15 protein-coding genes are annotated in these 18407 nt (G+C 61.2%); 10 read left to right on the top strand and 5 right to left on the bottom strand.

Features of this window, described 5'->3' with window-relative positions; genetic code table 11:
- The first annotated feature begins 142 nt into the window (after window positions 1–142).
- Both VFI82_04545 and VFI82_04550 read left to right on the top strand, forming a co-directional pair.
- On the top strand, window positions 143–925 hold the full coding sequence (locus VFI82_04545) for an ABC transporter permease (protein ID HET7183928.1): 783 nt from the start codon (window positions 143–145) through the stop codon (window positions 923–925).
- The gene (locus VFI82_04550) at window positions 925–1752 is read left to right on the top strand and encodes an ATP-binding cassette domain-containing protein (GenBank protein HET7183929.1); all 828 of its coding nucleotides are present in this window, start codon (window positions 925–927) and stop codon (window positions 1750–1752) included. The genes VFI82_04545 and VFI82_04550 overlap by 1 nt, the downstream gene beginning before the upstream one ends.
- 25 nt (window positions 1753–1777) lie before the next feature.
- Here VFI82_04550 and VFI82_04555 read toward each other — a convergent pair whose 3' ends face one another.
- Together VFI82_04555 and VFI82_04560 are read right to left on the bottom strand one after the other, a co-directional pair.
- A complete protein-coding gene (locus VFI82_04555; GenBank protein HET7183930.1) occupies window positions 1778–2206 on the bottom strand; it encodes a peptidoglycan-binding domain-containing protein in 429 nt (142 codons plus the stop codon).
- 433 nt (window positions 2207–2639) lie between these two features.
- Window positions 2640–4235: a Do family serine endopeptidase gene (locus tag VFI82_04560; protein ID HET7183931.1), complete on the bottom strand. Its 1596-nt coding sequence runs from the start codon at window positions 4233–4235 to the stop codon at window positions 2640–2642.
- A 335-nt stretch (window positions 4236–4570) separates the two neighbouring features.
- On the opposite strand from VFI82_04560, the gene VFI82_04565 reads away from it, so the two are divergent.
- Both VFI82_04565 and VFI82_04570 read left to right on the top strand, forming a co-directional pair.
- Entirely contained in the window at window positions 4571–6238 is a 1668-nt protein-coding gene (locus VFI82_04565; GenBank protein ID HET7183932.1) for a serine/threonine-protein kinase, read from the top strand.
- A gap of 24 nt (window positions 6239–6262) precedes the next feature.
- Entirely contained in the window at window positions 6263–7567 is a 1305-nt protein-coding gene (locus VFI82_04570; GenBank protein ID HET7183933.1) for an adenylate/guanylate cyclase domain-containing protein, read from the top strand.
- A gap of 83 nt (window positions 7568–7650) precedes the next feature.
- Here the strand turns inward: VFI82_04570 and VFI82_04575 are convergent, their stop codons facing one another.
- Window positions 7651–7974: an STAS domain-containing protein gene (locus VFI82_04575; protein ID HET7183934.1), complete on the bottom strand. Its 324-nt coding sequence runs from the start codon at window positions 7972–7974 to the stop codon at window positions 7651–7653.
- Between the two features lie 172 nt (window positions 7975–8146).
- Window positions 8147–9067 (bottom strand): DMT family transporter, encoded by a 921-nt coding sequence (locus VFI82_04580; GenBank protein HET7183935.1) that lies wholly within the window; start codon window positions 9065–9067, stop codon window positions 8147–8149.
- Between the two features lie 193 nt (window positions 9068–9260).
- Between VFI82_04580 and VFI82_04585 the strand changes: the two genes are divergently transcribed.
- The 6 genes from VFI82_04585 to VFI82_04610 all read left to right on the top strand — a co-directional run bounded on the left by VFI82_04585 (window position 9261) and on the right by VFI82_04610 (window position 17542).
- A complete protein-coding gene (locus VFI82_04585; GenBank protein ID HET7183936.1) occupies window positions 9261–10709 on the top strand; it encodes an ammonium transporter in 1449 nt (482 codons plus the stop codon).
- A gap of 109 nt (window positions 10710–10818) precedes the next feature.
- Window positions 10819–11157 carry a P-II family nitrogen regulator gene (locus VFI82_04590; protein ID HET7183937.1) on the top strand — a complete coding sequence of 113 codons (339 nt, stop codon included), beginning with the start codon at window positions 10819–10821 and terminating at the stop codon, window positions 11155–11157.
- A gap of 24 nt (window positions 11158–11181) precedes the next feature.
- The gene (gene glnD, locus VFI82_04595; GenBank protein ID HET7183938.1) at window positions 11182–13749 is read left to right on the top strand and encodes a [protein-PII] uridylyltransferase; all 2568 of its coding nucleotides are present in this window, start codon (window positions 11182–11184) and stop codon (window positions 13747–13749) included.
- A gap of 121 nt (window positions 13750–13870) precedes the next feature.
- Entirely contained in the window at window positions 13871–15304 is a 1434-nt protein-coding gene (locus VFI82_04600; protein ID HET7183939.1) for a hypothetical protein, read from the top strand.
- A 55-nt stretch (window positions 15305–15359) separates the two neighbouring features.
- Window positions 15360–17033, top strand: a complete 1674-nt coding sequence (locus VFI82_04605; GenBank protein ID HET7183940.1) for a 30S ribosomal protein S1 — start codon at window positions 15360–15362, stop codon at window positions 17031–17033.
- Between the two features lie 107 nt (window positions 17034–17140).
- Window positions 17141–17542, top strand: a complete 402-nt coding sequence (locus VFI82_04610; protein ID HET7183941.1) for a cupin domain-containing protein — start codon at window positions 17141–17143, stop codon at window positions 17540–17542.
- 132 nt (window positions 17543–17674) lie between these two features.
- Here the strand turns inward: VFI82_04610 and VFI82_04615 are convergent.
- A partial coding sequence (locus VFI82_04615) for a sodium/proton-translocating pyrophosphatase (GenBank protein HET7183942.1) occupies window positions 17675–18407 on the bottom strand: 733 nt, incomplete at its 5' end.

The raw sequence follows: 18407 nt of genomic DNA on the forward strand, positions 1-18407 counted from the left end.
CGACCGGGATTTCTGAAAATTGTGATGGGCCGCCAAGTGCGGCCCATTTTTCGTCTACGCTCTTCCTTGTTCTTGCGACCCTCTCGCGCCGCAATGCCACTAGCCACTGAGCACCGCCCACTGTTATATTCCGAGGCTCCGCATGGAATTGATCTCGCCCATCGACGCGGCCAAACAGAGCGTGCTGCGGGTCCAGGAATACACGGAGCTGGCGTGGCGCGCAGTGGCCAACATCTTTGCGCACCCGCGCTATCTTTCCGACACCCTGCAGCAGGCTGACAGTATCGGCGTCGGCTCGGTGCCGGTGGTGGTGCTGACCGGCTTGTTTACTGGGATTGTGCTTGGGCTGCAGAGCGCGAATTCCCTGGCGCGGTTTGGCGCGCTCTCGCTGACGGGACAACTGGTATCGCTCTCCATGGTGCGCGAACTGGGACCGGTGCTGACCGGCTTGATGGTGGCAGGCCGAAATGCCTCGGGCATGGCCAGCGAACTGGGTTCGATGAAGGTAACCGAGCAGATTGACGCCATGCGCGCGTTGGGCACCGATCCGACCAAGAAGCTGGTAACGCCGCGGGTGATCGCGTCGGTGTTCATGTTGTTTTTCTTGACCATCATTTCCGACCTGGTCGGCTTGTGCGGCGGATTCCTGATCGCTTACTTCATTCTCGGACTGGACAGCTACCAGTACTGGAATTCGGCGTACCAGTCGCTGGTGTACGCAGACGTGTTCATGGGTCTGACCAAGCCGCTGCTGTTCGGCTTCATCCTCTCGACCGTGGGCTGCTATTACGGAATCTCGGCGCACGGCGGCACCCAAGGCGTCGGTCGCGCCACGACGCAGGCAGTGGTGGCCGCCTCCGTGGTGATCCTGATGATGGACGCCGTCTACACCCGCCTGCTGCTCATCATTTTCGGCATGCACTGATGGCTCCTATACCCGCCCAGCCCGCGAACGGCCAGGAAAAAGAGCGCATCATCGTCTTCGAGGACGTGGCAATCGCCTTCGATGAGAATGTGGTGCTCGACGGCGTTTCGTTCGAGCTTTTTCACGGCGAAACCAAGATGCTGCTCGGGGTTGCCGGATCCGGCAAGAGCACAATCCTGAAACTGGCGATGGGATTGTTGAAACCGGACCGCGGGCGCATCCATGTGCTGGGGGAAAACGTCACCGAGATGAAAGAAGAAGACCTGTTCGCGCTGCGGCGGCGGATCGGGATGGTATTCCAGGAGAGCGCGCTCTTCGATTCTTTCACGGTGCGGGAAAACGTCGCCTACCGGCTGATCGAGGAGCACGTCCCCCCGGAAGAGACCGAGCGGCGGGTGCGCGAGGCGCTTCGATTCGTCGAATTGGAACACACCCTGGATCTTTTTCCGGCCGAGCTTTCCGGCGGCATGCGGCGCCGGGTGGCAATTGCGCGTGCCATCGTAACCCAGCCCGAGGTGCTGCTCTACGATTCCCCCACCGGCGGGCTGGACCCGGTAACTTCCACCACCATCATCGAGCTGATCGTGAAACAGCGCGACGTCTACCACACCAGCGCGCTTCTGGTCACACACCGCATGCAGGACGCCTACACCATGGCCACCCACTACTTCGACACCCAGGCAAACAGGATGCGGCCGCTCGGGCCGAACAAGGTAAACCTGGAATCGACGTTCCTCCTCCTGCGTGACGGCAAAGTCATATTCGACGGTACAACACTGGAATTGGCAGCTTCCCGCGATGAGTACATCCGGGAATACATTTCGTAGGGGAGAAACGGGGGAGGCGAGAACTCTAAAAACTTTCCTTGTGGGAAGGGCTGCCACCGCCCGGAATGAACGATGTGGCCGCCGTCTCCGGGTTGATCAGGTTGGCATGATCGGGGCCCAATCCCAGCTTAATCAGGGCGCGTGAATCGGGAATCACCTTGGTTTGCCAGCCATTCTTGGACTGGAAGTTCTGCATGGCTTCCTTGGAGCGCTGGTCCCAGATGCCGGTCGGCTGACCGTCAAGGTATTTCTCGCGAATCAACGCCGCCTGGATCTCCCTGACCCGCGACGGATTCATGGCCTGCTGGCCGCGTTTGCGCGAGAAACGATGTACCTTGCCCGATTTCGCCGAAGCTGTGTCCTTCTTCGACTTGTGCGTCTTCGCGTAGCCCATACCCGTCAGAAGCAACAGGCACAGTGCAGTACTGAGAAGACGATATCGGTAGGTCTTCAAACCATCACCTCTAGAATTTCGGCCGAAGCCGGAATTGTAATGGGCGTAGTCAGCGCCATTCAAGCACAAACCGCCAGCCACTGCCCACGGCACTGACGGTCATGTACTTGGAAGCCTTGAAGCAGCACGTAAGCTGCCTGATTGTAAGTAGATGAATCAAAAAAGTTTGCCAAACTGGCCCCGGCGATTTGCACCAGAGTTGGTGGACTTACGCCCGGCGCCGTCTCGGTGTCATTCGCCGGCGGAACCAGTAATTCGCCTTAGGCGCTCTCGGGCAATTTGCGGTCAATAGGACCTGAATTTTCACATCCCCTTGGGTAGCGACGGAATTCTTGCCGTCGAGGTCGGCGGAATGAATTCCGCTAAACCTACGCTTCAGAAGAAAGGGCAGCCCATTGGCTGCCCTTGTGCTCCTTCACAGTTTATTACTGGTTTAAGGCAAAGTTCCGCCCAGGAAAATCGTTCCCTGGTTGCGTCCCCGGCCCTGGCGGACGAGGAAAACCACATCCTGTCCGCTCTTGAGAGCGTTGGTGACGTTGCGGAAGTCGTCTTCGCTGTTGACAGGTTGCTTGTTAACTTCCAGGATCACGTCGCCGCGGCTGAGCCCAGCATCGTCGGCAAAGGACCCCGGCTTGACGTCGCTGACGATGACGCCCTTACCCGGTGGAATCGAGAGCCGCTCGGCGATTTCGCGGCTGACGTTCTGCACCGACAGCCCAAGTTTGCTGGGAGTCGGCGGGGCCTCTTCATTGCCCTCCTCGCCTTCTTCCCCACCCAACCGGCTGGCGAACAACTTGGCGCGGTTGGCGATGGTCACGTTGGCTGTGCCTTCTTTGCCATTGCGCACGTATCCAATCTTCGCGTTTGAGCCCGGCCTGCGGCTGGAGATGTCGCCCACCAGTTCATCGCCGTTCTTCACTGGCCTTCCGTCCACCGAGACAATGGTATCGCCGACCTTCAATCCCGCCTTGTCGGCCGGACTGCCGGAAACAACGTTGGCAATGGTGACGCCGGACTTGACGCCGTAGACACGGGCAACAGCAGGATTGGCCTCGGCCGCAAACTCGACACCAATGGAGCCGCGGGTGACCCGGTGCTCCGGCCCAATCAGTTGGTTGTAGACCTGAGCAACGGTATTTGAGGGCAGCGCGAACCCGACGCCCTCGTAGCCTTCTCCTCCGGTGATGATGGCGGTGTTGATCCCGATCACCTGCCCGTCCATATTGACCAGGGGGCCGCCGGAGTTACCGGGATTGATGGCCGCGTCGGTCTGGATGAAGGACTGGAATTGCCGGCCCGGAACGATGTTTCGTCCGATGTAAGAGACAATGCCGGCGGTAACGGTCGCGTTCAGCCCGAAGGGGCTGCCGATGGCCAACACCCAGTCCCCGACCTGCATGCCATCGGAATTGCCGATCTTGGCGTAGGGGAGCGTCTTCGGCACATCCACCTTGATGACGGCAAGGTCGGTTTCCGAGTCGCTGCCGATCACCTTTGCATCGTGGCCGGGCGCACCCTGCGGGTCGTCCTGGAACTTCACCCGAATGCGGTCCGCCTTCTCGATCACATGGCGGTTGGTGACGATGTAGCCCTTGGGATCAACAATCACCCCCGATCCCAGGGAGCGCTGGCGGATGGGACCGCCCGGGCCCTGGCCCTGCCCGAAGAAACGATCGAAAAAGTCCTGGAAGGGATTGTCTTCATCGCCGCCGGGACCTTGCGGCGTGTTGGGAGCCGGCATCCGCCGGCGATGCGGATTTTGCACCGTCGACTCGGTATTGATATTCACCACCGCCGGCTCCAACTGTTTTGCGATCTGGGTGAACTGGTTGGAGATCATCTTGGGGGACGGGACGGTCAGCGGCGTGGCGTCAGATGCGGCAGCATTGCTCTTTTCCTGCCCCTTCACGCCGTACGAGATGATGGTTCCGATCAGGATGCCCACCGCCAGGGTGAACAGCACCGCGAACGTTGATGCCCATCGATGCGACTTCAATCGCTGCCAAAAAGCGCTGGCGCGCAGAATCATATCTTCTTAATTCCTCCGGCTCTCGAACTCATTCGATACACGAGAGGGAAACTTATTGCAAGTGACGGTGGATGAGTTCAAGGTTACGCCCGATTAGCTCGACACCTGCTTAGACGCGCTCTTAATAAATTCGTTGCTACAAATTCGGTGAACCGGTCGAATTTGGTCACGAAATTTGCTTCTCTCGGGCGAGCTGGGATGGCTGCCGCAGCCCGCACGTGCCCTTGACCCCCGCGCCAGATGACCTCATAATCCTGCTCTCTTCGGGATGGTAATCGTATCGCCGAAGCGACCTTCTTTCAATTCCGCTTCACCGTCTCATCCAGGAGTCGAGCATGGCCAGCGACACCCCGCAACGGCTTGGCGATTATGAAATCCTGAGAGTTCTCGGCGCCGGAGGCATGGGCCGGGTCTACCAGGTGCGCAACGTCATCACCGACCGCATTGAGGCGATGAAGGTCCTGCTGCCGGAAATCAGCGGGCAGGAAGAGGTGGCAGCGCGGTTTCTGCGCGAGATCAAGGTGCTGGCGGCGCTCAATCACCCGCACATCGCCAGGCTTCATACCGCGCTCACCATCGACAATCAGCTGGTCATGATCATGGAATACGTCTTAGGCCAGCCGATCTCGGCATTGCTCGCCAACGGCCCCATCCCCGTACCGGAGGCGCTCACCTACATTGACCAGGTGCTGGACGCCCTGAGCTACGCGCACCAGCAGCACGTGATCCACCGCGACATCAAGCCGGCCAACATGATGGTCACGCTGGATGGGATGGTCAAGCTGATGGATTTCGGCATTGCGCGCTCGGAGAACGAACCCACCCTGCTGACCGCGCCCGGCTCGACGCTGGGCTCCATGAATTACATGTCGCCGGAGCAGGTGAAAGGAGAGCGCACGGACGAGCGGTCCGATCTCTATTCACTCGGCATTTCTCTTTACGAGATGGTCACCGGTGAGCGCCCGTTTCATGGCGACAGCAGTTTTTCATTGATGGCAGCGCACATCAACCAAACGCCGACCCCGCCGGTTGAACTGCGACCGGACCTGCCGGAAGGTCTGAACAGCATCATCCTGACGTCGATTGCGAAGGTGCCGGAACAGCGCTTCCAGTCCGCCGATGCATTCCGCAACGCGGTGCGCATTGTGCTGCGCGACGTGCAGGAATCCAAGACGGTGATGCAGGGATCGCAGGACGCGACCTCTGTAAGCTCGCGTACCCCTCTCCCGGCCATCCGCACCGCGCCGATCACCAGGCCGAGAACAGCGCCGTCGACCCCGGTGCCGGCCGCAGCAACGTCGGCCGCGGCTCCAACCGCGCCGACCACAAAAGTCACTCCTGCGCCGCTGCCCGCCACGCCGGCGGCCGCAGCGCCGGCTGGGTATGCGCCGGCGCCGTCGTCGAGCAATCGCGGGCTGTTTATCAGCCTGGGTGCGGTGGTCGTGCTGGTCGCGCTGGTGTTGGCCGGACTCTACATCCCGAAAACCAGGAAAGCCTCGGCCGCGCCGGAAACGCCGGTAGCCATAAAGCAGCCGGCAGCGCCCCCAGCACAGCCGGCGTCACCACCCCCGCCGGAGGCGGCGCAGCCAGAAACAAAAGCGGCTGAAGCTCCACCGCCTGAGCCTGCCAAACCGGTGGCGAGCACCAGGAAGGCGATGGGCAAGACGGGCGCACAACTGTCCGCCGCCGACACCCAAGCTGCGGCCGCCGCCGAAGCTGCCGCCAAAGCTCGCGCCGCCGAACTGGACGCAGTGGAGCACGAAATCGATCAGCTCACCGGGCGCGCCGCATCGGCCAACAGCAGCATTGAAAACCTGCAACGGCAGCAGGCGAGCATGGGGCTCGGGCTGCGAGGAGACATCGCGTCGAAAGCGGCGAGCATGAAACTGAACCTCGCCAAAGCCCAGGACGCGATCGGCCACAGCGACCTGGAACGCGCGAAACGATATTCGTCGATGGCGGCGTCCGACCTTGAGGCGTTGGAGAAATTTCTAGGCCGCTGAGGTCTGAACGGAACCGGGATTGCAATGAGTTCTAATGACGGCGTTACCCGCATCCTGAACCTCGACGCCCAACAACTGGACCGCGCCGCGGAACTGGAAAAACTCCGTCGCAACATCACCGTGCTGTTCACCGACATCAAGGGTTCCACCGCCTACTTCGAGAAGTTCGGCGATGCGGCGGGGTTGCTGATGGTGTTCCAGGTGAACGCGCTGCTTGCCAAGTGCGTCGAGGGCCACGGCGGTCGCGTCATCAAAACCATCGGCGACGCCATCATGGCCGCCTTCGATGACCCCGCCGAAGCGGTGGCCGCCGCCATCGAAATGCAGGAAGGAATCACCGCCGACAGCGCCGCCAAGCCGGAGGCGCACCGCATCACCGTGCGCATCGGCATCAATCGAGGCATGGGCTTCGTTAAGTCGAACGACGTATTTGGCGATGTGGTGAACGTGGCATCGCGGGTGGAAGGGGCCGCCAGCCCGGAGCAAATCCTCATCTCCGACACGCTGCAACGGGCGCTGGGCGCAGCCAGCCGCTTCCGGGTGCGTCACGCCGGCAAGTTTTCGCTGAAGGGGAAAGCTGAGGCGAGCGATCTTTACGAAGTGATCTGGCGCGACGCCGCCCTGCCGCTTACTTCGCACAGCATGGTCGCCATGGTCTGTCCGCTCCAGGTCAAATACAGGCTGGCGCAGCTTCGCAACGACCTAAAGCTCGGCCGCGACTTCGAGATCACGTCGAAGCCGATAATGATCGGGCGCACCCAGGGTGAGTTCACCTTCCCCAACGACGAGTACATGCAGCCGGCGCACGCGCGCATGCTGGTCGACTCAGGGCAATTGTTCCTGGAACCAATGCCCGATGCCGATTGCTTCTTCAGCCTGGTCGGCACTTATCGTTTGCAGCAGGGAGACGTGATCAGCTTTGGCGCGCAGGTGCTCGAGTTCCAGGAAAACGAGGCGGCGCTCGCCGAAGCGGCACAGATCGGCAAAGGGCTGGGCGAACTCACCGCCATGCTGCATGGCGCCGTCGCCGAGTTCACCTCGCTCAATCCGGATGGAAGGCGCTACCCGATTTATGACCAGCAGACCACCTGGGGCCGCACTAAGGCCACCTACACCTTTCCGACGGACACGGCCATGAGCCGGTCGCACGCGAAGGTGTACCACCGTGGGGAAGACTTTTTTCTCGAGGACCTGGGCTCGACCAACGGGACCTTTGTCATGGCCCGGGAAAAAACGCCGATTCCCAGCGGCGCCGTGCTCTCCATAGGAGGTCAGCGCTTGAAGGTGCTACGCGAAGAAGACTCGGCCAAAGCGGTACGTATCGGGTGAAGTATCCCACGAGACATCAGGTGGAGCACCATTCTGAGCTCGTGAAACGCGCCGATTCTGCCGAACAAATTCGCCAGCTATGACTACGCCGCCTGTCCACGCCCCTGGGACGGGGTTATGTGCAGCACTGAATTCAACTTGGTGGCCTCCAGGGTCTGGCGAACCCGTTTTGACGGATTGATCAGCTCCAGCTTGCGATCGCCGTCCCTGGCCCAGCGCTCTAACGCCACCAGCGCTCCCAACCCACTGGCATCGATGGCAGTGACGCGGCGAAGATCAATCTGAATATGAGGGCAATCCTGCGACATCACCGCATCGACCAGGTCATCCCGCCCGTCACCCTGAACGATCCGGCCTGAGCAGCGCACCACCGTAACATCAGAAGCAGCATCGATCTCGAACAGCACTCGGATCCTCCACTGATATACCTGAAGGTTCGCCCATGAACATGAATACGTGTTTACAGCGGCGGAGGTTTGCGAAATTCCCTCTTTTTGATTAGACGTACAGGGGATGGAAAAGTCTAAGAAACCTCGCGGGAGGAACCATAAGATTCACGGGACAGGTTGCGCAGAGGTGTCAGGCACTCGGGGTGACTTCTTCTCCGAGTTCCGCTTCGAGCTCGGCCTCGCTGCCCTTGATCTCCGACACCACGATCCCGCCCAAGATCATCACTGCGCCGGCGCCGGCTCTCATGCCCAGCCGTTCGTGCAGCACGATATACGAAGTGATCCACGCGAACACCGGCTCGAGCAGAAAGATGAGCGCCGTGTGCGTGGGCGGGGTGAATTGCTGTGCCCAAGCCTGAATGGTGAATGCCGCACCGGTGCCGAGGATTCCCGTGACCAGGATCGCCGCGATGACGCGCCCGGACCAGAGCGCATGCGCATGCTCGAGCACGGGTATGCTTGCCCACATCATGGCGGCGCAAGTAATCGCCTCCACCGTGGCGACACCTTCGAAGCGGTGCTTGCGCATGGCGCGTCCCATAAAGATGATCTGCAGCGCGAACATAACCGCGCACCCTATGGTCAGCAGGTCGCCGCGATTGATGCTGTCCAGGTTCCAACCGCTCCCGTTTGCAGCCGGCACCGTCATGAAATAAAGACCGACAAAGGCGATGAAGACGCCCGCCACCGTCCAGGCGTTCACTTTCTTGCGCCAGACCAGCGCCAGCAGTACTGGCACAAGAATCACGGAAAAACCGGTTAAGAAAGCCGACTTGGACGGCGTGGTCAAGCGCAGGCCCGTGGTCTGGAAGGAGAACCCCAGCCACAGCGGGATACCCACGAGCACGCCAGCGCGAACCGCATCACGCGACATGGCAGCGAGCTCCCTCCTGTAGAACAACGCCAAGAGTGCCGAGGCCAGCGTGATCCGGACCGCGTTGAACAGCAGCGGCGAGATATCGCGCAGAGCGTCCTTGATCTGAACGAAGGTCGCCCCCCAGACCAGCGTCACCAGCACCAGCAGAATGTGGGCCTTCACCGAGCGCGACACCCAGGTAGCTTATCAGCAGCCGTTCGTCCCCAGTCGTCGGCCGCTGGTTGGGACTATCGACTGCCATAAGAACCATTTATCTGCTCGATTGAATTTATGAATTCGACCGGCGCCTTCCCCACAGGTTAGGCTCGATGTCGGATTTCTCTCCGATACGCCTTCGCCGGCAAACGATCGTAGGAGTGTTTTTGCGATGCGGAATTTGTGCATCAAGGCAGTGGTAACGGTTCTCATACTTTGTTCCACAGGCTCGGCGTTCGCCGTCACGACGGCCCCTCCGATTACGGCAATTACCGCCCTGCTGGCGGATGTCCAGTCGCCGGCAGACCGCATTGCAAAGCTCGAGCAGCAGGTGGCCGAGGCCAAGGGTTCCGCCGACAATGCCTGGATGCTGATGTGCGCCGCGCTGGTGCTGATGATGACCGGGCCGGGACTGGCGCTTTTCTACGGTGGCCTGGTGCGTAAGAAAAACGTGCTGAGCACGATGATGCAAAGCTTTGCCATGATGGCCATCGTCACCGTGCTGTGGGCGATCATCGGCTACAGCCTCGCCTTCGCGCCGGGCAATAGCTTCATTGGAGGGCTGAGCCACGCATTCCTGCACGGAGTCGGCGCTGCCCCGGACGCCGATTACTCGGCGACGATCCCGCAGCAGACGTTCATGATTTACCAGTTGATGTTCGCGATCATCACGCCGGCATTAATCACCGGCGCGTTTGCCGAGCGCATGAAGTTCAGCGCCATGGCGCTGTTCATGATCCTATGGTCGCTGCTGGTTTATTCGCCGATGGCGCACATGGTGTGGGGCAAGGGTGGACTGCTGAACGCGGCCCTGGGCGGGCGTTTTCCCACACTCGATTTTGCCGGCGGGACGGTGGTTCACATCACCTCGGGCGTGTCTGCCCTCATCTGCGCCACTTATCTGGGGCGCCGTCTCGGTTACCCTAAGGAATTGATGCCGCCGCACAGCGTGGTCCTGAGCTTCATCGGCGCTTGCCTGCTGTGGGTGGGTTGGTTCGGCTTTAACGCGGGCAGCGCGCTCAGTTCCGGAAGTCTAGCCACCAGCGCGTTCGTGGCCACGCATTTTGCCGCGGCCACCGCTGCCTTAGGATGGGCGGCGGCGGAATGGATTCGCAACGGAAAGCCCAGCGCGTTGGGAGCGATCTCCGGAGCGGTTGCCGGACTGGTCGCCGTCACACCCGCTGCCGGTTTCGTTTCACCGATGTCGGCGCTGCTCATGGGACTGATCGCAGGCATTGCCTGCTACGCCATGGTGGCGAAGGTGAAAACGAAATTTGGCTACGATGATTCCCTCGACGCCTTCGGTGTCCACGGCGCCGGCGGCACCATCGGCGCGCTGCTCACCGGCATCTTCGCCTCGCGCATGGTCAACCCTATGTTCCACGACGCGCAGGGCAATGCCGGCGCCGTGGGCTTGATCGACGGCAACTGGCGCCAAGTGGGAAACCAGCTGGCCGGAATCGCGATCGCGTGGGTAATTGCCATCGTGGGGACGCTGATCATTTTGAAATTCGTAGATTTGGTCGTAGGCCTGCGCGTCTCCGCCGAGGAAGAAGCCCAGGGCCTCGACCTGACGCAGCACGGAGAGGAAGGCTATTACTGGGAAGCCACGACGCCATAACGCAGCCCTCGGGCCTGCAGGCTGCAGGCTTTCGGGATTTCAACGCGTTCAGGTTCCGTGTTCAGGTGCCTCCAGATCACCGATTACCGATCATCGACGACGAGTTTCTATGACAAAAATCGAAGCCATCATCCAACCGTCCCGCCTCGACCAGGTGAAAGACGCGCTGCTGGAAATCGGGGTGGACGGCATGACCGTGATCGAGGCCCGCGGCCACGGCCGCCAAAAGGGCCACACCGAGTTTTACCGCGGACGCGAATACACGGTGGACCTGCTGCCCAAAATCAAGATCGAGATCGTGCTCAACGACGAACTCGTGGACAACACCGTGCAGGCCATCCTGAATGCCGCCCGCACCGGCAAAATCGGCGACGGCAAGATCTTCCTCTCCCGCGTCGACGAAGCCATTCGCATTCGCAATGAAGAGCGGGGAGTCACCGCCTTATGACCGCGTCCGCCGGAGAGGAATTCCATGTCCACGGCCTCAAGCACCGGCGCGCTCGATAAGTTTTACGCCTCGGAAACGGCACGCATCGCGCGCGGCTTCGAACTCAGCGGCAACGGCCGGCTCGCCGTCCAGCAACGGACCGAACTGGCCGGAACCCTGGTGGTTAAGCTGTGGCGCACCATGCTCGGCGAAGAAGCCCGCGGCTTCGCGCTCGCCGCCATTGGCGGCTTCGGACGCGGCGAACTCTTCCCACACTCCGACATCGATCTTCTGTTCCTGTGCGCCGAGGCGCCGCCGACTGCGGTCAAACTCAACATCAGCACGCTCTGCCGCGAACTCTGGGACGCCGGGCTGCGGGCGAGCCCGGTCATGCGCACGCTGGGGGAGTGTGATCGCCTCGACACAGGAAACGTAGAAGGCGCGCTCTCGCTGCTTGACTGCCGTTTTCTTGTCGGTGACGCGGCGCTCTTTCGGCAGCTACACGACGATCTGCTCCCCCGCCTGGTGCGCCGGGAATGGCAATCCCTGGTGCAAGGCGTTGCCCAGCTTGCGCGTGATCGCCATGGCAAGTTCGGCAACACGATTTTTCATCTCGAGCCCAATGTGAAGGAATGCCCTGGCGGCCTGCGCGACCAGCACACCGCGTACTGGCTGGCGCTGATCGCCGCCCTCGACAAGCAGCGCGCCTGGCCCGATCGCGCGTCACTGGTGCCTTCCGCGTTGCAGGTGCAGTTCGGGCGCGCCTGCGAATTCCTCGCCGACGTGCGCTGTTTTCTTCACTACCGGCATGGCCGCGATGACAACAAGCTCACCTGGGACGCGCAGGAGCAGGCCGCTGCAAGCGGGATCGGCTTGTCCAACCGGGCCGCCGTCGATGCGGCCTCGTGGATGCGTACGTATTTCCAACACGCCCGCGCCATTCATCGCTTCATGAGCCAGGTGCTGGAAGACATTCCACCGGCGCGTTCCTCGCTATTCCAGCAATTCCAGCAGTGGCGTTCGCGGGTTTCGAACCAGGATTTCTCGGTAGTTGGCGGGCGTGTCTTCCTGCAGCAGGCTACCGCCATCTCCGATCCCGACCTCCTGCTCCGCCTGTTCGGATTCATCGCGCGCCACGGTTTCAAGCTCAGCGCTGACACGGAGCGCCGCGCCGAACAGGTGCTCCCGACAATCGCGGAGCGACTCCCGCGCGGCCCCGCGCTGTGGTCTCACCTGCGGGAAATCCTGCTGGCGCCGCACGCCGCACCGACCTTGCGCGCCATGCATTCGCTCGGCCTGTTGACGCAAATCATTCCTGAATTCAAGCTGGTCGATTCGCTGGTGCTACGGGATTTCTACCATCGCTACACGGTGGACGAGCACACCTTTCTCGCCATCGAAAATCTGCAGCGGTTAAACGGTTCGGACGACGATCGCGAGCGCCGCTTCGCGGAAATGCTCAGCGAGGTCAAGGAATCCGATCTGCTCTACCTTGCCGTCCTGCTGCACGATCTGGGCAAAGGCGGCCCCGGAGACCAGCACGTGCAATCGAGTGTTGCGATTGCGGAAGGGATCCTGGAGCGGCTGGGGCTGAACGAACACGAGCGCGAGACCGTCATTTTTCTCATCGCCAATCACCTGGAATTGTCGGCGACACTGCGCCGTGACATCTTCGATAGCGAAACCATCCGCAACCTGGCGGACAAAATCGGCACGCCCGAGCGCTTGCAAATGCTGTGCCTGCTCACCTGGTCGGACATTAAGTCGGTGAACCCGGCCGCGCTCACGCCGTGGAAAGCCGAAATGCTGTGGCAGCTTTACATCGCCACCGTGCGGCGCCTCAACCACAGCGTGGACCAGGAGCGGGTCCACGGCGACGAAGCCCAGGTGGCGCGCGTTATCTCCACCTTTCCCGATCGGGCCACGGAAATCCGTGAATTCCTCAACGGCTTGCCGCAGCGTTACCTGCGCACTTACGCCGAACAGGCCGCGTTCCACTTTCAGCTCGTCTCGCAGCTTCGCAATGGCGCCATCCAGCTATCGCTGAACCTGAATCGCGATCTGTTCGAACTCACGGTCGTTACCGGAGACCGGCCCGGATTGTTTGCCACCATCGCCGGATTTCTCTTTGCCTGGGGCATGAGCATCATCAAGGCGGATGCCTTCTCCCACAATTCCGGAATCATCCTGGACACCTTTCATTTTTCCGACCGCTTCGGAACCCTGACCATGAATCCGCCCGAGCGCGAGCGCTTCAAGCGCAACCTGGAGGAAGTTCTGTGCGGCGAAGCCAACCTGGAAAAGCTGGTGCTGAACCGGCTCAGGAGCGAGCGGCCCGGCACACCGCCGGTCAAGATCGAGCCCAAAGTGGAATTCGACGGGCAATGCTCATCGCACAGCACGGTGATTGAGATCATCGCGCAGGACCGGCCCGGGTTGCTCTACGACGTCGCTTCCCTGCTCGCTGCCGAACAATGCAATATCGAGGTCGCGCTCATCGACACCCAGGGACACATGGCAGTGGATGTTTTCTATCTCACCTCGGAGCGTCGCAAGCTTGACTCCGAGCGTCAGCAGCGACTTGCCGCTCAACTCATCGCTGAACTCCACTGATGTCCAGGGGCGGCTGCCGGGCCCGTGCCGGCGATCTCGCGACTAGCGGAGCGCTACCCCGTGCAAAACCGTGTAAACTGGTACCAGCCGGGGCGTGCTCAACCTCATCGAAGGAGTTCTTGTGAAAACGACCTTAGTCAGCGTCGTTGGAGTGGTGTTTTTGTCTAGCGCCGGATGGGCCCAAGTCCTGACCCCGCGCTCCACCGCGCCCGCCCCGGTTGCGCCCGCGACGGCGGTAGCCGAGCCAGCGCCCGCCCTGGTTCCGTTGTCCGTGCCGGCAGGAACACCTCTGAAAGTTGGCCTCGACAAAGATGTGCGGATTCACCACGTCGGAGACGAGGTCCACGGAAAACTGCTGGAGCCTTTGTTCGCTTTTGATCGCATGGTCGTGCCCGCCGGTACAGAGGTTCTGGGCAGCATCTCCGCCATCAATCGCGTTTCCACCAAGACGCGCATTCTTTCCGCCATGAATGCCGACCTGTCGCCGTATCGCGCCGCGCACGTGGAATTTCATTCGCTGCGCCTGGCCGACGGCCGAGAGGTGCCGCTCGACGCCGACGTATCGCCCGCATCACGCGGCGTATTGGAGTTCGTTCCTGCCGCCGAGCCGGCCGGCACCTTTGGCAAAGGGAAAAATTTGGCAGCGAAGAAGATTCAACAAGCTCGGCAACAGGCCAAGCAGGAGTGGGACTTCGCCAAACGCCAACTGCACGAGCCCGGCAAGGTGCATCGTGTCGAGCGCATGGGGTTGGCCCAGTTGCCGTATCGTCCGCAATACCTGGACGCTGGGACCGCCTTTAACGCCGACCTGCGGCAACCGCTGAATTTCGGCGCCGAGGCGATCGAACCGGAAGCGCTGATGACCATCGGCAGCGCGCCGCCCACCGGTACGGTGGTCCATGCCGTACTAGTGACACCGCTCAGCTCCGCGACATCGAAGGCGGGCGACAGCGTGGAAGCAGTGATCACCGAACCGCTGATCGTCGAGCATCGTCTTTACGTTCCCCAGGGCACCCGCCTGCAAGGCACCGTGCTGCAAGCGCGCGCGGCGCGCCGCTTCGAACGCAACGGGCAGCTGCGCATCGTATTTCATCAGCTGGTACCGCCCAGCGGAATCGCGCAGCAAATCCAAGCCAGCCTGGAGGGCGTATCGGTGGGCCGGAGCGAGAATCTGGCGCTCGACTCCGAAGGCGGAGCACAGGTCACCACTCCCAAGACTCGTTACCTGAACACCGGCATCGCGGTCGCGCTCGCGGCGGCCTCCGCTTCACCCGACCATGATCGCGACCTCGGACGAGGCAACGGCGGTGACGCAGGGGGCTCAGTCGCGACCGGCGCCTCCGGGTTCAAAGCGGTTGGCATGATCGCGGGCGCGCTCGCGCACTCACGCGCTCTCGGCACCGGGATGGGTGTTTACGGGGCGTCGATGTCGATTTACTCGCACTTCCTGGCCCGCGGACGCGATGTCGTTTACCCGAAGGACATGTCGATGCTGATCGGGCTCGGGGAGCGAGACAAAAGCGCCGAGCAGACCGAGCCAGCGGCAACCAAGTAAACGCGAAACCCGGCGCGCGTGAACGCGGACCGGCCTGTCTGCTATCGTAATGGCCATGTCCGAACCAGAATCGTTCTCTGATCAGTTGGAGCAATTCGAGCGGGCAAGCGCGCGCAAGCCTACCGCAGGGCGCAAGCAACTGGAAGGCACGGTAGTCGCCGTCACCGCCGACTCCGTCTTCCTCGATATCGGTTATAAGACCGAGGGCATCCTGCCGCTTTCCGCGATGCAGGAATCGGCCGAAGCGGTAAAAGCCGGCGACAAGGTCGCGGTTTCCGTGACCGGACGCGATCCCGAGGGCTACTACCAGCTTTCCCGCTCACGCGTGGAGCGTCCCACCGACTGGTCTTCGCTGCAGCAGGCTTTCGCCGAGCGTGCGCCGATCATGGGCACCGTGACGGCGGTGGTGAAAGGCGGGGTCAGCGTGGATGTCGGTGTGCGCGCCTTCATGCCGGCCTCTCGCACCGGCACGCGCGATGCCGCCGAAATGGAAAAGCTTGTCGGCCAGGAAATCCGCTGCCGCATCACCAAGCTCGATGTTACCGATGAAGACGTGGTGGTGGATCGTCGCGCCGTTCTCGAAGAAGAAGCTTTCGCCTCGAGGCAGCACCGCTACTCCGAATTGAAAGAAGGGGACACCGTAACCGGCACCGTCCGCAGCCTCACCGACTATGGCGCCTTTGTGGACATCGGCGGCGTTGACGCACTTCTCCATGTGGGCGAGCTCTCCTGGAGCCGGGTCAACAAACCCGCGGACGTTCTCACCGTCGGCCAAAGCCTGGAAGCACGAGTGGTGAAGATCGACGCCGACAAACGCCGCATAGCGCTCAGCCTCAAACAACTTCAACCGCATCCGTGGGATTCCGCGGCGGAGAAATACAAGGTCAACGATCGCGTGCGCGGCACGGTCACGCGCATCGTCGATTTCGGCGCTTTTGTGGAATTGGAGCCCGGCGTTGAAGGACTGATTCACATCTCTGAAATGTCTTGGGCCAAGCGAATTAAGAAGGCCAGCGACGTGGTGAAGCAAGGCGACACGGTCGAAGCCGTCATTCTTGGCGTCAACCTGGCCGATCGGCGCATTTCGCTCGGACTCAAGCAGGCACTCGGCGATCCGTGGGCGCAAGCCGCGGAAAGTTTTCCCGCCGGCTCCATCCTGGAAGGCCCGGTTACCAGCCTGACGAGTTTCGGCGCTTTCGTTCAACTCGCCGAGGGCGTCGAGGGCATGGTCCACGTCGGCAACATCAGCGCCGAGAAACGCATTGAACATCCCAAGGACGTACTGCGCGTGGGCCAAACGGTGCGCGTCCAGGTGCTCGAGTTCGACCGCGACAAGCGCCGCATCTCGCTCGGCATGAAACAGCTGGCGGCCACCGGTCTCGATGAATACCTGGCCGAGCACAAGCCCGGCGATATCGTCACCGGAAGGCTGATGGAAATTTCAGGCACGCAAGGCCGGGTCGAACTCGGCGAAGGCATCCATGCCACCTGCCGTATCCCGGAAATAGCGGGGAACAAGCACGAATCGAAGGGCAAGGAGGAGGACAGCCCCCAGTCTTCCAAGCCCGATCTGTCGTCGCTTACATCGATGCTGAATGCGCGCTGGAAAGGCACTGCAAAAGTAACATCAACGAGCAAGGCGCTGGCTCCAAGCTCCGGCCAGGTGCGCAGCTTTCGCATCGCCCGCCTCGACCCGGCGGCAAAGAAAATCGAATTGGAGCTGGAATAAAGCCGGCGCTCGATCGTCTCCCAGTGTTTCCGATTGACAGCGTTGGACTTCTACGGGTAGCGTGTTGCGCTTTCACAAACAACCAATACGACTAGAAGGAGAACTACATGCAACTGCGACGAGTGCTGTATGGGGTGGTGGCGTTGTGCCTGTGCCTTGCCCCGATCCTGTCGGCCCAGGATGCTGTCAAGGTGGATCCCAAGCATTACAAGGTAGTGGAGGAAAACGACCAAGTGCGGATTCTGAAAGTGCACTACGGACCGCACGAAAAGTCCGTGATGCATAGTCACCCCAATTCGGTGGCGGTGTTCCTCGCTGACGGTAAAGGAGAATTTAACTACCCTGATGGGAAAAAGGAACCGATGTCGTGGAAGGCAGGGGAGGCGCGATATACGCCGGCCGTAACTCACCAGCCCGAGGACACCGGCGACAAACCTCTCGAGCTGATCCTGGTCGAGTTGAAAGGCAAAGCATCCGCAGCCAAGCCGATGAAAGAGGAGAAGAAGTAATTCGGGCTACCCGGTGCGGTTGCCTGTCGGCAGAGGAAGTCGATTGTCGATAGCCGATGACAACACCGACCCTCAGCGGCCATCGACCGAGGACCATCGGCCCTGGTCGGTGGCCGGTGCCTGAAAAGCACGTTATCGATGAGCCATCGTCTCTTCCTTCTCCACAACCGCCGTTTTCGCGCTCTCCAAGCCGCCGATCCTCATGCCGAAGAACGAGCGGTAGACGAAGAAAAAAGAGACAGCAAAAAAGCCGAGAGCAAGGATGTGGGTCAGCCCCGAGCCTGCTTCGGTAGTCAGCTTCACTGCCAATTCGACCGCGAGCAGGCCGAACAGCGTGGTGAACTTGATGACCGGGTTCATGGCCACCGAGGAGGTGTCCTTAAAGGGGTCACCAACGGTGTCACCCACGACAGTAGCGGCGTGCAGGTCGGTGCCTTTCTGCTGCAACTCGACCTCGACGATCTTCTTGGCATTGTCCCAAGCGCCGCCGGCGTTGGCCATGAACATCGCCTGATAGAGGCCGAAGATGGCGATCGCAATCAGGTAGCCGATGAAGAAGAACGGCTCGACGAAGGCGAAGCACAGCGTCCCGAAGAACACCGCAAGAAAGATATTCCACATGCCCTTCTGGGCGTACTGGGTACAGATCTCTACCACTCTCTTGCTGTCGCTGACCGAAGCCTTCTCCACGCCTTCCAGGCGGATGTTGGCCTTGATGAACTCAACGGCGCGGTAGGCGCCGGTGCTCACCGCCTGGGTGGAAGCGCCGGTGAACCAGTAGATCATGGCGCCGCCCGTTACCAGGCCCAGGAAAAATGGGGCGTGCAACAGCGAGAGCTTGCCGACGTTTTCGCTGAGACCGTGG

This window comes from Terriglobales bacterium (assembly GCA_035691485.1).
Classification (GTDB): Bacteria; Acidobacteriota; Terriglobia; order Terriglobales; family Acidobacteriaceae; genus JAIQGF01.

What these genes read in the sequence shown, in the direction of transcription:
- VFI82_04545 (HET7183928.1), top strand. Translation starts at nt 143, where the DNA reads ATGGAATTGATCTCGCCCATCGACGCGGCCAAACAGAGCGTGCTGCGG.
- VFI82_04550 (HET7183929.1), top strand. Translation starts at nt 925, where the DNA reads ATGGCTCCTATACCCGCCCAGCCCGCGAACGGCCAGGAAAAAGAGCGC.
- VFI82_04560 (HET7183931.1), bottom strand. Translation starts at nt 4,235, where the DNA reads ATGATTCTGCGCGCCAGCGCTTTTTGGCAGCGATTGAAGTCGCATCGA.
- VFI82_04565 (HET7183932.1), top strand. Translation starts at nt 4,571, where the DNA reads ATGGCCAGCGACACCCCGCAACGGCTTGGCGATTATGAAATCCTGAGA.
- VFI82_04570 (HET7183933.1), top strand. Translation starts at nt 6,263, where the DNA reads ATGAGTTCTAATGACGGCGTTACCCGCATCCTGAACCTCGACGCCCAA.
- VFI82_04585 (HET7183936.1), top strand. Translation starts at nt 9,261, where the DNA reads ATGCGGAATTTGTGCATCAAGGCAGTGGTAACGGTTCTCATACTTTGT.
- VFI82_04590 (HET7183937.1), top strand. Translation starts at nt 10,819, where the DNA reads ATGACAAAAATCGAAGCCATCATCCAACCGTCCCGCCTCGACCAGGTG.
- glnD (HET7183938.1), top strand. Translation starts at nt 11,182, where the DNA reads ATGTCCACGGCCTCAAGCACCGGCGCGCTCGATAAGTTTTACGCCTCG.
- VFI82_04605 (HET7183940.1), top strand. Translation starts at nt 15,360, where the DNA reads ATGTCCGAACCAGAATCGTTCTCTGATCAGTTGGAGCAATTCGAGCGG.
- VFI82_04610 (HET7183941.1), top strand. Translation starts at nt 17,141, where the DNA reads ATGCAACTGCGACGAGTGCTGTATGGGGTGGTGGCGTTGTGCCTGTGC.